This window comes from Rhizobiaceae bacterium (assembly GCA_023953845.1).
Lineage (GTDB): Bacteria > Pseudomonadota > Alphaproteobacteria > Rhizobiales > Rhizobiaceae > Arvimicrobium.
Genome location: JAMLJC010000001.1, coordinates 3,742,422 through 3,756,506, shown reverse-complemented (window position 1 = coordinate 3,756,506; position 14,085 = coordinate 3,742,422). Strand labels below are relative to the sequence as shown.

Annotated in this window: 12 protein-coding genes; 3 read left to right on the top strand and 9 right to left on the bottom strand. The window is 63.6% G+C overall.

Going from position 1 to position 14,085, the window contains the following annotated elements:
- Nucleotide 1: 1 nt before the first annotated feature.
- The 6 genes from M9955_18520 to fabD all read right to left on the bottom strand — a co-directional run bounded on the left by M9955_18520 (nucleotide 2) and on the right by fabD (nucleotide 5,690).
- Nucleotides 2-889: a YicC family protein gene (locus M9955_18520; protein MCO5083639.1), complete on the bottom strand. Its 888-nt coding sequence runs from the start codon at nucleotides 887-889 to the stop codon at nucleotides 2-4.
- Between the two features lie 52 nt (nucleotides 890-941).
- Nucleotides 942-2,120, bottom strand: a complete 1,179-nt coding sequence (gene mltG, locus M9955_18515; GenBank protein MCO5083638.1) for an endolytic transglycosylase MltG — start codon at nucleotides 2,118-2,120, stop codon at nucleotides 942-944.
- 92 nt (nucleotides 2,121-2,212) lie between these two features.
- Nucleotides 2,213-3,475 (bottom strand): beta-ketoacyl-ACP synthase II, encoded by a 1,263-nt coding sequence (fabF, locus tag M9955_18510; protein MCO5083637.1) that lies wholly within the window; start codon nucleotides 3,473-3,475, stop codon nucleotides 2,213-2,215.
- Between the two features lie 37 nt (nucleotides 3,476-3,512).
- Nucleotides 3,513-3,749, bottom strand: coding sequence for an acyl carrier protein (locus M9955_18505; GenBank protein MCO5083636.1), 237 nt, complete (start codon nucleotides 3,747-3,749; stop codon nucleotides 3,513-3,515).
- A 221-nt stretch (nucleotides 3,750-3,970) separates the two neighbouring features.
- Nucleotides 3,971-4,708, bottom strand: a complete 738-nt coding sequence (gene fabG, locus M9955_18500; GenBank protein ID MCO5083635.1) for a 3-oxoacyl-[acyl-carrier-protein] reductase — start codon at nucleotides 4,706-4,708, stop codon at nucleotides 3,971-3,973.
- Between the two features lie 52 nt (nucleotides 4,709-4,760).
- Nucleotides 4,761-5,690, bottom strand: a complete 930-nt coding sequence (gene fabD / locus M9955_18495) for an ACP S-malonyltransferase (protein ID MCO5083634.1) — start codon at nucleotides 5,688-5,690, stop codon at nucleotides 4,761-4,763.
- 181 nt (nucleotides 5,691-5,871) lie between these two features.
- On the opposite strand from fabD, the gene ilvD reads away from it, so the two are divergent.
- Nucleotides 5,872-7,707: a dihydroxy-acid dehydratase gene (ilvD, locus tag M9955_18490; protein MCO5083633.1), complete on the top strand. Its 1,836-nt coding sequence runs from the start codon at nucleotides 5,872-5,874 to the stop codon at nucleotides 7,705-7,707.
- A 113-nt stretch (nucleotides 7,708-7,820) separates the two neighbouring features.
- Here the strand turns inward: ilvD and M9955_18485 are convergent, their stop codons facing one another.
- The 3 genes from M9955_18485 to M9955_18475 form a co-directional block, all read right to left on the bottom strand.
- Nucleotides 7,821-8,174, bottom strand: coding sequence for a DUF779 domain-containing protein (locus M9955_18485; GenBank protein ID MCO5083632.1), 354 nt, complete (start codon nucleotides 8,172-8,174; stop codon nucleotides 7,821-7,823).
- 68 nt (nucleotides 8,175-8,242) lie between these two features.
- A complete protein-coding gene (locus M9955_18480) occupies nucleotides 8,243-9,760 on the bottom strand; it encodes an aldehyde dehydrogenase family protein (GenBank protein MCO5083631.1) in 1,518 nt (505 codons plus the stop codon).
- Nucleotides 9,761-9,905: 145 nt separating this feature from the next.
- Complete coding sequence (locus M9955_18475) at nucleotides 9,906-10,868, bottom strand: GAF domain-containing protein (GenBank protein MCO5083630.1); 963 nt, start codon at nucleotides 10,866-10,868, stop codon at nucleotides 9,906-9,908.
- 1,191 nt (nucleotides 10,869-12,059) lie between these two features.
- Between M9955_18475 and M9955_18470 the strand changes: the two genes are divergently transcribed.
- Both M9955_18470 and M9955_18465 read left to right on the top strand, forming a co-directional pair.
- Entirely contained in the window at nucleotides 12,060-13,460 is a 1,401-nt protein-coding gene (locus M9955_18470; GenBank protein ID MCO5083629.1) for a DUF2778 domain-containing protein, read from the top strand.
- 87 nt (nucleotides 13,461-13,547) lie between these two features.
- The gene (locus tag M9955_18465) at nucleotides 13,548-13,853 is read left to right on the top strand and encodes a hypothetical protein (protein MCO5083628.1); all 306 of its coding nucleotides are present in this window, start codon (nucleotides 13,548-13,550) and stop codon (nucleotides 13,851-13,853) included.
- Nucleotides 13,854-14,085: the final 232 nt, after the last annotated feature.

The window sequence follows — 14,085 nt, the reverse complement described above, 5'->3', positions numbered from 1 at the left end:
TCTACTCCAGATTCTGAACCTGCTCGCGAAACTGGTCGACGACCGATTTCAGCTCCAGCCCGATCGCCGTCACCGAGGCCGCGTTCGACTTTGAGCACAAAGTATTCGATTCGCGGTTAAATTCCTGCGCAAGGAAGTCGAGCTTCCTGCCAATCGGGCCGCCTTCCTCGAGCAGGACGCGGCCGGAGGCGACGTGCGTCCTGAGCCGGTCGATCTCCTCGCGAATGTCGGCCTTGGTCGCCAGAAACGCCGCCTCGGCGTGGAGGCGTGCCTCATCGAGACCCGCCGCCGTGTCCATCAGAAGGCGCACCTGTTCCGCCAGCCGCTCCCTGATCATGCGCGGATCGCGCGACGGATCTGCTTCCGCGCGCAGGGTCAACGCCTCCATCTGGTCAAGATGCGACCTCAGCAGCGTGCCGAGCGCAGCCCCTTCATTGCGCCTTGCAACCTCAAGCTCGCCAAGCACCTTGCCGAAGACGGCGGCGATCGCCTCGTCGAGCATGGCGCGGCTTTCTTCACTTTCCACGGCCTCCGGTACGTCGAGCACGCCGCGAACCGCCAGCAGGCCGTCCGCCGTTGCCGGTGCTGTCCCGAACTGCTCCTCCAGCCGCTTCGCGAGAGCTGCGAGTTCCCGCAGGAACGGCTCATTGACCACGGGCTGGACCGGCAAGGCCGGGCGGGAAACCGTAAGCGCCGCCTGAAAACTGCCGCGCGCGAAGGTCTTCTGCAGAATCTGCCGCAGGACAGGTTCCAGGCGTTCGAAGCCGGGAGGAAGCCGGAAACGGACTTCGGCGCTCTTGCCGTTGACCGACTTGACTTCCCAGGCGACCAGCGCGCCAGCGACGTCGGACGACGCGCGCGCGAAGCCTGTCATGCTTTGCAAGACCATTATCCGCCCCCCTTTGCCCGCCGTCGAGCCCTGCCGTCAGTGTACGAGCAACCTACTGGCTGGTGGTCTCGGCGCCTTCCGCCCCGTCCGCGCCGGCTTGTTCGGCTTTCTTTTTTTCGATCTCGCGCCAGCGGGCGACGTTCTCGTTGTGCTCGTCCAGCGTTTTCGCGAAGACGTGCCCGCCGGTGCCGTCGGCAACGAAGTAGAGATCGTCGGTCTTCGACGGATTGGCCACCGCCTCCAGCGCCGCGCGACCCGGATTGGCGATCGGCGTGGGCGGCAAGCCGTTGATGAGGTAGGTATTGTAGGGCGTCTGCTTCTTGAGGTCCGACTGCGTGATCGGCTTGTCTGCGGGTTTTCCCTTGCCGCCATAGAGACCGTAGAGGATCGTCGGGTCGGATTGCAGCCGCATTCCCTTGTTCAGCCGGTTGATGAAGACGGCGGCGACGCGCGAGCGTTCGTCCGCGATACCCGTCTCCTTCTCCACGATGGAGGCGAGCGTCACGAATTCGTCGATGCTTGCAAGCGGCAGATCATTCGTGCGCCGTGCCCATATCTCCTCGACCAGGGCTTTCTGGTCGGCGAGCAATTTCTTGACGATCTGCTCGCGCGAGGTACCGCGGGTGAAGCGCTGGGTGTCGGCGGCGAGGCTGCCCTCCATGGGCATCTCAGCAGGCATCTCCCCGGAAAGCGCCTCATGGTCCCGGATGCGTTCCAGCGCCTGCTCGACGGTCAGCCCTTCCGGAATGGTCAGCGAGTAGAGGATCGACCTGCCACTTTGCAGGACGTTCATGATGTCGCGCATCGAGGCATGCGCCTTGATCTCGTACTCGCCGGCCTTGAGCGATTCCTTGCCGCCAAAGGCCCGGGTACCGATCAGGAAGACACGCGCGTCGGAAATCAGACCGCGACGCTCGAGTTGGTTGGCGATTTCCTGCGTGCCGGTTCCCTCCTTGATCTGGACGACCGATGCCGTGGCGGCCGGCCCGGGCGCCTCGAAGGAGCGCTTGCCGAAGTAAGCGGCGACGACCGCGGCGATGGCAACGAAGAAGATGGTGGTGACAAGGAAATTCAGGAAAACCACGAACTGGTTGCGCGAACCGCGCGAACGCTTCGGCGGCGGCGTACCGATCTCCGGACGGAGCACGTCGTTCGCAGAACGCGGCACGATCGTCTGCGGCCCGTCCGGCCGTCGCCCGGCACTCCCTGAATTCTCAGATTCGATTGTCATCGGTCGACGGCACTTTCAGCTGACTCAGGTGAGGTCGACAAACTAAAGTCGAATATGGCAAAAATCGCGGCAAGCAGGCCTGATCGGCCCACTCAGTCATTATAACGCTGGAACACGAGCGACGCGTTGGTGCCGCCGAATCCGAAGGAGTTCGACAGGGCAACGTCGATCTGTCTCTCGCGAGGCTTGTGCGGCACCAGATCGATCGCCGTCTCGACGGAGGGATTGTCGAGATTGATCGTCGGCGGCGCGATGTTGTCGCGGATGGCCAGAACCGAAAAGATCGCCTCGGCGGCGCCGGCCGCGCCAAGCAGGTGCCCGATTGACGACTTGGTCGAGGACATCGAGATTTTCGACGCGGCATTGCCGACCAGGCGTTCGACCGCGCCGAGTTCGATCGTGTCGGCCATGGTCGAGGTGCCATGGGCATTGATGTAGTCGATGTCGGCCGGCGTCAGTTTCGCACGCTTCAGGGCCGCGCTCATGCAACGATAGGCGCCATCCCCATCCTCTGCCGGAGCCGTGATGTGATAGGCATCGCCGGTCAAGCCGTAGCCGGTCACCTCGGCATAGATCTTCGCACCGCGCGCCTTTGCATGCTCAAGCTCTTCCAGCACGACGACGCCCGCGCCCTCGCCCATGACGAAACCGTCGCGGTCACGGTCATAGGGACGCGACGCCTTCTCCGGCGTGTCGTTGCACTCGGTTGAAAGGGCGCGGCAGGCCGCGAAGCCCGCCATCGAGAGCCGGTCGATCGGCGATTCCGCGCCGCCAGCCAGCATGACGTCGGCATCGCCGAACATGATCAGGCGCGACGCGTCGCCAATGGCATGCGCGCCAGTCGAACATGCGGTGACGACCGCGTGGTTCGGTCCCTTGAGTCCATGACGGATCGAAACCTGGCCGGAAACCAGATTGATGATGTTGCCCGGAATGAAGAAAGGGCTGATCCGGCGCGGCCCGCGTTCCTTCAGCAGGATCGCATTCTCGGCGATGCCGGAAATGCCGCCGATGCCCGAGCCGATCATCACGCCGGTGGCGTTCCTGTCGGCTTCGGTCTCCGGCTTCCAGCCCGAATCGGCCAGAGCCTCGTCCGCCGCGGCGATTCCGTAGAGAATGAAATCGCCGATCTTGCGCAGTTCCTTGGGCTCAAGGAACGCTTCCGGATTGAACGTGCCGTTCGATCCGTCGCCACGCGGGATGATGTGCGCGATCTTGCAGGCGAGGTCTTCGACCTCGAACTCGGTGATGCGGCGACAGGCGCTGCGGCCGGTCAGCAGTTCACGCCAACCATGCTCGGCACCGACACCAAAGGGCGAGAGAAGCCCTATGCCAGTAACGACGACGCGCCTCACGACCGCCCTCCCCGACGTGACGGTTGCGGGTAAGCGATCAGGCCGAAGCCTTGTCGATGTACTTGACCGCGTCCCCGACGGTCAGGATCGTCTCGGCGGCATCGTCCGGAATTTCCACGCCGAACTCTTCCTCGAACGCCATCACGAGCTCGACCGTGTCGAGGCTGTCCGCGCCGAGATCGTCGATGAAGCTCGCCGCCTCGGTGACCTTATCTGCGTCGACACCGAGGTGTTCGACAACGATCTTCTTCACGCGCTCTGCGGTGTCGCTCATATGGGCATCCTCGTCAAAAGAACTGGTTCACTTCGTTAGCGGCCCGACCGTCGCCGATCAAGGTCTAGATTCTTCATTCCACCAGACCGTCGACCGACTTCGGAGCGGGCAAATCGACCGCTTGGCAGGCGCATTACACGAATTTCGGCGGCTGTCCAAGGCGAAAACCCGACACCCGACCGCCCTGGAGCGCCACCCGGCACGGATCGTGCGCAGGAGCGTCAGATCATCGCCATGCCGCCATTCACATGGATCGTCTGGCCCGTGACATAGGCGGCTTCGTTGGAAGCGAGGAAGGCAACGGCGGCGGCCACTTCTGTGCCGGTTCCCATGCGCTTCATGGGAATCGCTCCCATGATCGCTTCCTTCTGCTTGTCATTGAGCTTGTCGGTCATCGCCGATTCGATGAAGCCCGGCGCGACGCAGTTCACCGTCACGTTGCGACTTGCGATCTCCTGCGCCAGAGATTTGGTGAAGCCGATCATGCCGGCCTTCGAGGCGATGTAGTTCGCCTGCCCGGGATTGCCGGTGACGGCCACCACGGAGGTGATGTTGACAATGCGGCCGAAACGGCGGCGCATCATCGGGTGCGTCAGTTCCCGGGTGAGCCGGAAGACGGCCGTCAGGTTCACTTCCAGCACCGCGTCCCAATCGGCATCGGACATGCGGACGAACAGGCCGTCCTTGGTGATGCCTGCGTTGTTCACGAGAATATCGACGCCTTCGAGTTCCGTCTCGGCCTTCTGGCCGAGCGCCTTGACCTCGTCGCGATCCGAAAGATTGGCCGGAAAAAGCTTTACGCGGTCGCCGAGCTCAGCGGCCAGCGCCTCCAGCCTTTCCACGCGCGTGCCATGAATGCCAACAATGGCGCCCTGCGCATGCAGCAACCGCGCAATGGCCTCGCCTATGCCTCCGGTGGCGCCCGTCACGAGAGCCTTGCGTCCGGTCAGATCAAGCATGTTGCGTCCCTTTGTCCAGGCTCCGATGCACAGAGCCTATTATTATTTATGCTCAGCCAAGCGCCGGCAGTGCGGCATCCACATCGGCAGGGGCCGAGACGTTCACCGTCGCCACGTCCCTGGCGATGCGCTTCGCCAGACCCGATAGCACCTTCCCTGCGCCGATCTCGTAGAGCGTCGTCACGCCGTTGGCGGCAAACCACTCGACAGTCTCGCGCCAGCGCACGCGGCCCGTCACCTGTTCGACCAGTCTTTGAGCGATTTCGTCCGGATCGGAAAGCGGCGCGACCACCACATTAGACACCACCGGCACGACCGGCGCATTCTTCGCCACCTTCGCCAGGGCGTCGCGCATGGTGTCGGCGGCGGGAGCCATCAGCGCCGAGTGAAAGGGGGCAGACACCTGCAACATGAGCGCGCGCTTGGCGCCCTTTTCAGTGCAGAGCCGCGCCGCTTCTTCCACCGCGGCCTTGGCGCCGGAGATCACGAGTTGTCCCGTGCCATTGTCGTTGGCGATCTGGCAATCCGCCTCGCGGCAGGCATCTTCCACCGCCTGCTGGTCGAGGCCGAGGATGGCGGCCATGGCGCCCTCGCCCACCGGCACCGCCGCCTGCATGGCGTTGCCGCGCAGTCTCAGAAGCCGCGCCGTATCGGCGACCGAAAACATGCCGGCTGCACACAGGGCAGAATATTCGCCAAGCGAATGGCCGGCGACGTAGGTCACCTTGTCCTTGATGGAGAATCCGCGCGACTCCAGCGCGCGTACCGCAGCGAGAGACACAGCCATCAACGCCGGCTGGGTATTGGCCGTCAGGGTCAAGCGATCCTCCGGCCCCTCCCAGATGACCTGCGACAGTTTTTCGCCGAGCGCCTCGTCCACCTCCTCGAACACCCGGCGGGCCTCGGGAAACGCATCCGCAAGCGCCTTGCCCATGCCAACGGACTGGCTTCCCTGCCCCGGAAAGGTGAATGCGATCGCCATCGGTTTGCTTTCTCCAGCCTGTATCGTTCGCGTGTTGCGCGAGCCGCCATGCGAGTCAAGCTCCGCGATGCTGTACCGTAACGTACGGTACGGTTATGTATTGCCCAAAGTGTGCTTTGGTATTAAGGACGGGGTATCGGTCGTAGCCATATCGCCAGTCGCCGCATTCTGAGGAAAATCCATGCCCCCATATCGCTCTCGCACAACCACCCACGGCCGCAACATGGCCGGCGCTCGTGGTCTCTGGCGCGCCACAGGCATGAAGGACGGCGATTTTGGCAAGCCGATCATCGCGGTGGTGAACTCGTTCACGCAATTCGTGCCGGGCCACGTTCACCTGAAGGATCTGGGCCAGCTGGTGGCGCGGGAGATCGAGAGCGCCGGCGGCGTCGCCAAGGAATTCAACACGATCGCGGTCGATGACGGCATCGCCATGGGCCACGACGGCATGCTCTACTCGCTACCATCACGCGAGGTGATCGCTGACGCGGTCGAATACATGGTGAACGGCCATTGTGCCGACGCCATGGTCTGCATTTCCAACTGCGACAAGATCACGCCCGGCATGCTGAATGCCGCCATGCGCCTCAACATACCGGCTGTTTTTGTTTCCGGCGGGCCGATGGAGGCCGGCAAGGCGATCGTGAGGGGCAAGCTGCAGGCGCTTGACCTTGTCGACGCCATGGTGATGGCCGCCGACGACGCCTATACGGATCAGGAGGTCGAGACGATCGAGCAGAACGCCTGCCCGACCTGCGGCTCCTGCTCGGGCATGTTCACGGCCAATTCGATGAACTGCCTGACGGAGGCTCTCGGCCTGTCGCTGCCGGGCAACGGCTCGACGCTCGCCACGCATTCCGATCGCAAGCGGCTCTTTGTCGAGGCCGGCCACCTGATTGTCGATCTCGCACGCCGCTATTACGAACAGGACGACGAGTCGGCGCTGCCGCGCAGCATCGCCACCAAGAAGGCGTTCGAGAACGCCATGGCGCTCGACATCGCCATGGGCGGCTCGACCAACACCGTGCTGCACATCCTGGCGGCCGCCTATGAGGGCGGCGTGGATTTCACCATGGACGACATCGACGCCCTGTCGCGTCGCGTGCCGGTGCTCTGCAAGGTCGCGCCTGCCAAGAGCGACGTGCATGTCGAGGACGTGCACCGCGCCGGCGGCATCATGGGCATCCTCGGGCAGCTCGACCGCGCCGGGCTCATCAACCGCAAGGAGCCGACGGTCCATGCCGTCACCATGGGCGACGCCATCGACCAGTGGGACGTGACGCGCACGAATTCCGAAACCGTGCGGAACTTCTTCATGGCCGCGCCGGGCGGCGTGCGCACGACACAGGCCTTCTCGCAGTCGAACCGCTGGACGGAACTTGATCTCGACCGCCGCAACGGCGTCATCCGCTCGCCGGACCACCCCTTCTCCAAGGATGGCGGCCTCGCGGTGCTCAAGGGTAACATCGCGCTCGACGGCTGCGTGGTGAAGACGGCCGGCGTCGACGAGTCGATCCTGAAATTCACCGGCCCGGCGGTCGTGTACGAAAGCCAGGACGCCGCCGTGAAGGGCATTCTGGCGAACGAGGTGAAGGCCGGCGACGTCGTCGTGATCCGTTACGAAGGCCCGAAGGGCGGCCCCGGCATGCAGGAAATGCTCTATCCGACCAGCTACCTGAAATCGAAGGGACTGGGCAAAAGCTGCGCGCTGCTGACGGACGGCCGGTTCTCGGGCGGAACGTCGGGCCTCTCCATCGGCCACGCCTCCCCGGAAGCCGCGACCGGCGGCGCCATCGGGCTGGTGCGGCAGGGCGACATCATCGAGATCGACATCCCGAACCGCACGATCAACCTCATGATCTCCAACGAGGAGCTTGAGGCACGGCGGAAGGAGCAGGACGCGAAGGGCTGGAAACCGGCGGAGAAGCGCAAGCGCAATGTCACCACCGCGCTACGCGCCTATGCGGCATTCGCGCTGTCCGCGGACAAGGGCGCGGTGCGCTACGTCCCAGAATAAGGCGTGATGCGTCGAACCTCGAGCGGTTCCCGTTTTACTGAATCGGCGGAACCGCTCTTTGTTTTATCCGCATTTCCGGACGCAAAACGCTCCACGCTTTTGCTGGAAATACTCTAGCCGGGAACGGCGCAAACCGTCGAGCGGGTGAGGAAACGCTTCTCGCGACCATTGTCGAGCGAGAACATGCCGCCGCGGCCCGGCACCACGTCCAGTATCAGGTCGGTGTGCTTCCAGACCTCGTATTGGGATTCGCTGATATAGACTGGCGTATCGCCGATCGTGCCCAGAAGCACGTCACGGTCACCGACGATGAAATCGCCGCGCGGATAGCACATCGGCGATGAGCCATCGCAGCAGCCGCCCGACTGGTGGAACAGGACGGGGCCGTGATCGGCGATGATCTCGTCAAGCAGTTTCACGGCTTCTGGCGTGGCCGTGACCTTGTCGAGGGAAACCTTGTCCGGCATGAGATCCTCCTCGATCAAAGATAGGACAGGGCGGCCAAACCGGCCACCCTGCCCTGTCAACAAGACGATCAGAAGAAGCCGAGCTTCTTCGGGCTGTAGCTGACCAGCAGGTTCTTGGTCTGCTGGTAGTGATCGAGCATCATCTTGTGGGTCTCGCGTCCGATGCCGGACTGCTTGTAGCCGCCGAAGGCGGCGTGCGCCGGATAGGCGTGGTAGCAGTTGGTCCAGACGCGCCCGGCCTGGATCGCACGGCCGAAGCGATAGGCGCGGGTGCCGTCGCGGGTCCAGATGCCAGCGCCGAGACCGTAGAGCGTATCATTGGCGATCGACAGCGCCTCGTCATCGTCCTTGAAGGTGGCGACGGACACGACTGGCCCGAAGATCTCCTCCTGGAAGATGCGCATCTTGTTGTTGCCCTTGAACACGGTGGGCTTCACATAGTAGCCGCCGGCGAGGTCTCCTGGCAGCCTGTTCTGCTCGCCGCCGATCAGCACCTCGGCGCCTTCCTTCTTGCCGATGTCCAGATAGGACAGGATTTTTTCCATCTGCTCGGAAGAAGCCTGCGCGCCGATCATGGTCGCGGGATCGAGCGGATCGCCCTGCACGATCGCCTCGACGCGCTTCAGCGCCTTCTCCATGAAGCGGTCGTAGATCTTCTCGTGGATGAGCGCGCGGCTCGGGCAGGTGCAGACCTCGCCCTGATTGAGCGCGAACATGACGAAGCCCTCGATCGCCTTGTCGAAGAAGTCGTCGTCTTCGGCCGCGACGTCGGAGAAGAAGATGTTGGGGCTCTTGCCGCCGAGTTCCAGCGTCACCGGAATCAGGTTCTGGGAAGCATATTGCATGATGAGCCGCCCCGTCGTCGTCTCGCCGGTGAATGCGATCTTGGCGATGCGGGGGTTGGAGGCTAGCGGCTTGCCGGCCTCGAGGCCGAAGCCGTTGACGACGTTGAGAACGCCGGGCGGCAGAATGTCGGCGATCAGTTCCAGAAGCACGTGGATGGAGGCCGGGGTCTGCTCGGCCGGCTTCAGCACCACGCAGTTGCCGGCGGCGAGCGCGGGCGCAAGCTTCCATACGGCCATGAGGATCGGGAAATTCCACGGAATGATCTGACCGACGACGCCCAGCGGCTCATGGAAATGATAGGCGACCGTGTCGTGATCCACCTCGGAGATCGAGCCTTCCTGCGCGCGGATGGCGCTGGCGAAATAGCGGAAATGGTCGATTGCGAGCGGAACGTCGGCCGCGGTCGACTCGCGGATCGGCTTGCCGTTGTCCCAGGTCTCGGCGAGCGCCAGCGTGCCGAGGTCCTGCTCCATCTTGTCGGCGATACGATTGAGCAGCAGAGCCCTTTCAGCGGCGCTTGTCTTCCCCCAGGCATCCTTCGCCTTGTGGGCGGCGTCGAGAGCCGCCTCCACGTCGCTCGCGTCGGAGCGGGCGATTTCGCAAAGCACCCGGCCGTTTACGGGCGACGTATTCTCGAAATACTTGCCGGCCTTGGGTTCAACCCATTTTCCGCCGATGAAATTGCCGTAACGCTTGGCGAATGGGACCTTCGCGGAGCGGTGGAATTCTACCTTGTTCATCTCATCCTCCCGAGTTGAAGCCGCACAATGCGGGGTTAGGAGCGGGAGTTTCGGTGAATCACGGAGGCTGTCACCCCGTCCGCGAGCGCGCGATCTGCACAGTGTCGCAAGGTTGCGACACTGTGCGATGCGATATTGATGTCAATCAGTTCGGCCGGCGCAGGCCGAAGCGGTTCAGCTTGCGATGCAGCGTCGCACGCGAAATGCCGAGTTGCTGCGCCGCCGCCGATACGTTGCCGCGATGGCGCGTGAGGACCCGCTGGAGCATTGCGCGCTCGGCGCTCGGCAGGTCGAGCTTTTCTTCTCCCTCGCGCCCGAGAATGTCCGCTGCGGCGAGATTTCCGTTCAGCGATTCCCGCGTCAGTCCAAGCGCCAGACGCGCAGCGCGCGTGGCTCCGATCACCACATCATTGCCGTCCAAGGCGACAAGCGCGCCGACGGAATTCTCCGGCGTTGGCGCCAGGGCGATACGAGCATCGGGAAACGCAAGCCGGAAATGGTCAGCCTCGATGCGCCTGGCGGCGTCGACAACCGCGATGGAGATCAGATTGAGGAAGCCTTGCGTCAGGTCGGCGCGGCAGGACGAGACGTCGAGAGCCGCCGCAAGATGTCCCTCGTGATCGTAGATCGGCGCGGTGGTGCAGGAGAGCAATGTATTGCGCGACAGGAAATGCTGCTCGCGGTCGATGGTGACCGGCCGATGTTCGATCAGGCAGGTGCCAATCCCGTTCGTGCCCTCGGCATCCTCGCTCCAGACGGTTCCCGTCCAAAGGCCCCAGTCACGAAACGTGCGGTCGTCGGCGGGCGAGCCGCGCCGCTCGACAGGAACGCCATCCCTGTCCGCGAGCAGCACGCAGCAGCCGACGCCGCCAACGGCCAGGTAGAGGCGGTCGAGACTTGCCTGCGCGGCGCGGACCAGCGGCTCCATTCGCTCTCGCGCTCCGCGAAGCTCCGTCTCCGTCAGCCTGCGAGGCGGGGCGTGGTCGCTGGGGTCCAAACGATGGAGAGACGAGCTTCGCTGCCAGGACGCAACGAGCGCGGAATGCGCGGCCCTGTTCGAACTCAGCGCCGAATGAATGCGGTCGGCATGAGGCACGTTGTCGGTCATGCTCCTCCTCGCGCGTCCCGACGGCGGTCCCACCACTGAGGGCCTGCTCCTTCCGGCATTTTCGGGACGTCCTCCAGCCCAAACAATGCCCTGCCCCTATCCGCAAAAGCCGGAAGGAGCAGCGCGTCGTTCGGCAAAGCCGAATATAGCGCGACAAACCCGGAACGCCAAATTCCACTTTTGGATAGTGAAGCGGCAGCGACCGGTCACCTCGACGGCTAGCACCTGACCATGTGACGCAGGAGATGGGCGAGTCCTCGATCACCCGCCTGTAAGAGTGTCGAAGACCATGATCAGAATCCAGAAAACGATCGGAAAGAACCCGACAAGCAGGCCCATGGCCAAGAGATAGCCCATGGCTGGCTCCAAAACAAAACGGCGAAAGGGAAGGTTTCAGCGCCTCTTAGAAAAGGCGGGCCTATGTCTCTCGCGGCGGGGCCGTGGGCCAGTAGCCGAGGGGCGGCGGTAAGCCGGCACAGGTAGCGCCAATAGCGAGCGGGTTCTCGCGCAGGCATGCCGATGCTTCAAAGACCGCAGCCGGGGCCAGTCCATCTTCCGGATCGCCGACTTCTGCGAGAAATGCCGCTTCGCCGCTCGCGCCGCATGCATAGAGGGCGGTTTCCCGGGAATCCGCCGACGATGCGACGTTGTGCGCAGGAGAAGTTGTCGCAGTGCCGAAAGCCGCGACGCGTTCCACCTGCCCCGCAAACAGGGCAAGCAGAAGCAGCAGGACGGCGGAGAGCGTATTTCGGGTCATATCGACAATTCGACCGGATGCGACGCGGCATCTCACCCGAATCGATTATCCCGCACGGCAGGTACGTTCAAATTAAAATCGGCGCTCCCGAACGGACCTAGCCACCAGCGCAGGACGAGAGAATTTCGTTCCGTCCGGTCGCCAAGATGAGCCGTTAGACGACAGACGGCGGCCCGGCCGTTAACCGCGACACATCCGTGCGACATAGTGGCCTTGGCAAAAACACAATCTCGCCAATATTATACAGCTTCAAATTCACTTGAAGTCGGCTCCGTTCGGAGAGGGAAACCAGAACATTGCCGATGAAAAGGGGTTGTTAACCATAGTTCGCGATCATTCTAACCGACCGGCAATTCGCCGGAACTTCACTGCCGGACGTCTCCGGAAGCCCTTTCGGTTGTCTGACGTCGAGCGAATTGGTTGGTGTGGCGTTGATGCGTAACAAATCCCTCAAATCCGCTTCGCGCGGAGCGTCTTCACTTCATTCGGTCATAAGGACCATCGGACGTTTCGGGGTTCCGGCGCTGGGTGTCGGCTTCGCGCTCTGGGGTGCGGCGGTGATGACCGGTCTTGCCGCAACCGAAAAGCCGGCCGCGGCAAATTCCATTCCCACGGTATCGGCCAGTGCCGCGAGCGTTGCCGTCCCGGCACTGCTGAAGGCCGCCCTGCCGGCGGAGGCGCGTTCGTCGCAGAAGACGGACCGCGCCCTCGCCGCCACGACCGGCAAGTCCGGCCGCGCGGCGGCATCCGGAACTGTAATAGCCGTCGCCGCACCGGCCGCAAAGGCTCCCGCGGCGAACATAGCGAACATGAAGCGCCATTGGTCCGATATCTTTGCCGGCAAGCAGGACGTGGCGTTTGCGACGGACCCGGCCCGGGCGGCGCGGTTCGCACAGATGACGTCGCACAATCCGCTGAACCGGGCAAAGCTCGCGAGCCTCTTCGGCGTCGACGAACCTGTTCTGGCGAAGGCCGCGCCCATCGCCAAAGACACGGTCCCGTCGACGGAGCGGTTCGGCATCGCCACCATTCCGCAGGCGTCCGACAATCTCGTGCTCGCCTACGCCGATCCCTCCCCCGCAGGTCCAAGCGGCGCACTCGCGGCGCTTTCGGCCGTATCGCCGCAGGATGAGGGCGTGCTCTCACCGGAGGACGAGGCGAACGACGCCGACGGCACCGCGCTTTTCCCCGACTATGAAGATACGCCGGAGGAGACGCCGCTGCCGCTGATCCGGCCCCGTTTCGAAAGGGCGGAAAAACCGGCCAAGGCCGATGAGGACGAAGCGCCGCGCCAGACAGCGAAACCGAAGCGCGAAAAGCTGCAGCAGCTTGCCTTTGCGAAACCCGACAATCCGGCTGAAGATCGCGGCATCGGCAACAGCCTCAAGAATCTCTTCAACCGTCCGAAGGTCGGCAACGGCGTCGCCGTCTACGACATCAGCGCCGCGAAGGTCTACATGCCGGACGGCTCGGTGCTGGAAGCGCATTCGGGCATCGGCGAGATGGCCGACAATCCGAAATACGTGCATGTGAAGATGAAGGGGCCGACGCCGCCCCATACCTATAATCTCAGGATGCGCGAGAAGCGCTTCCACGGCGTGGAGGCGATCCGCATGCTGCCCGTCGACGGCAGGAACAAGCATGGCCGCGACGGCTTCCTCACGCACAGCTACCTGCTGCGTGGCGGCCGGGCCGAGTCGCATGGCTGCGTCGCCTTCAAGGACTACAACAAGTTCCTGAACGCCTTCAAACAGGGCAAGGTCAGGCAACTGGTCGTGGTTCCCGGCGGAGGCAGGGCGATCGCCCGCAACGTCCAGAAGGGCCGCGACGCATAATTCTCCTCTCGACCAAGGGTTAGCGCTCCGCGTTGCCCCTCGTCCGTCGGGCCACTATGCTGGCTCCGAATCCGGAGGAGATCGCCAATGGACGAAAGCAACCCCTGGTGCCACATGAAGAGCGCGCCGAAGGATGGCAGCCGTGTCCTCGTCACCGTACGCTCCTCCGAGCAGGGACCGGCCGAGGTGGACGTCGCCTACTGGGGGCGCGCCGACCAGTTCGGCATGGAAGGCTGGCGGGCCGCCGATTCCCATCCCGGGCAGATCGTCGCCTACGCCGATACCGAACTGAAATGCTGGATGCCGCTGCCCGCCGCCGGCTCCGGCCAGGCTTCTGACATACCGGAGCCCTGGCAGGGCGACGACGAAGAGCTTTTCGGCTCCGGCATCTGAGATTTCGCCCGCGTCCCAGTCTTCCGCCTCCGGGGTTGCCATCGACAGCCTGCTGCTGTATGGACCGCCGCAATCTGCCGGTCCGACTGGGGGCTGAACGGAGGGCCGTAGGTTTGGCTGGACATGTTCCGGCAGATCGACGCGACGGCGGGAAAAATCCCGCCTGCCTCCCGTGTCTCCGCTCTCGACCGTCTCGACATGCCGCCTTTCTTCTCCCGCAGTAGCCGCAAAG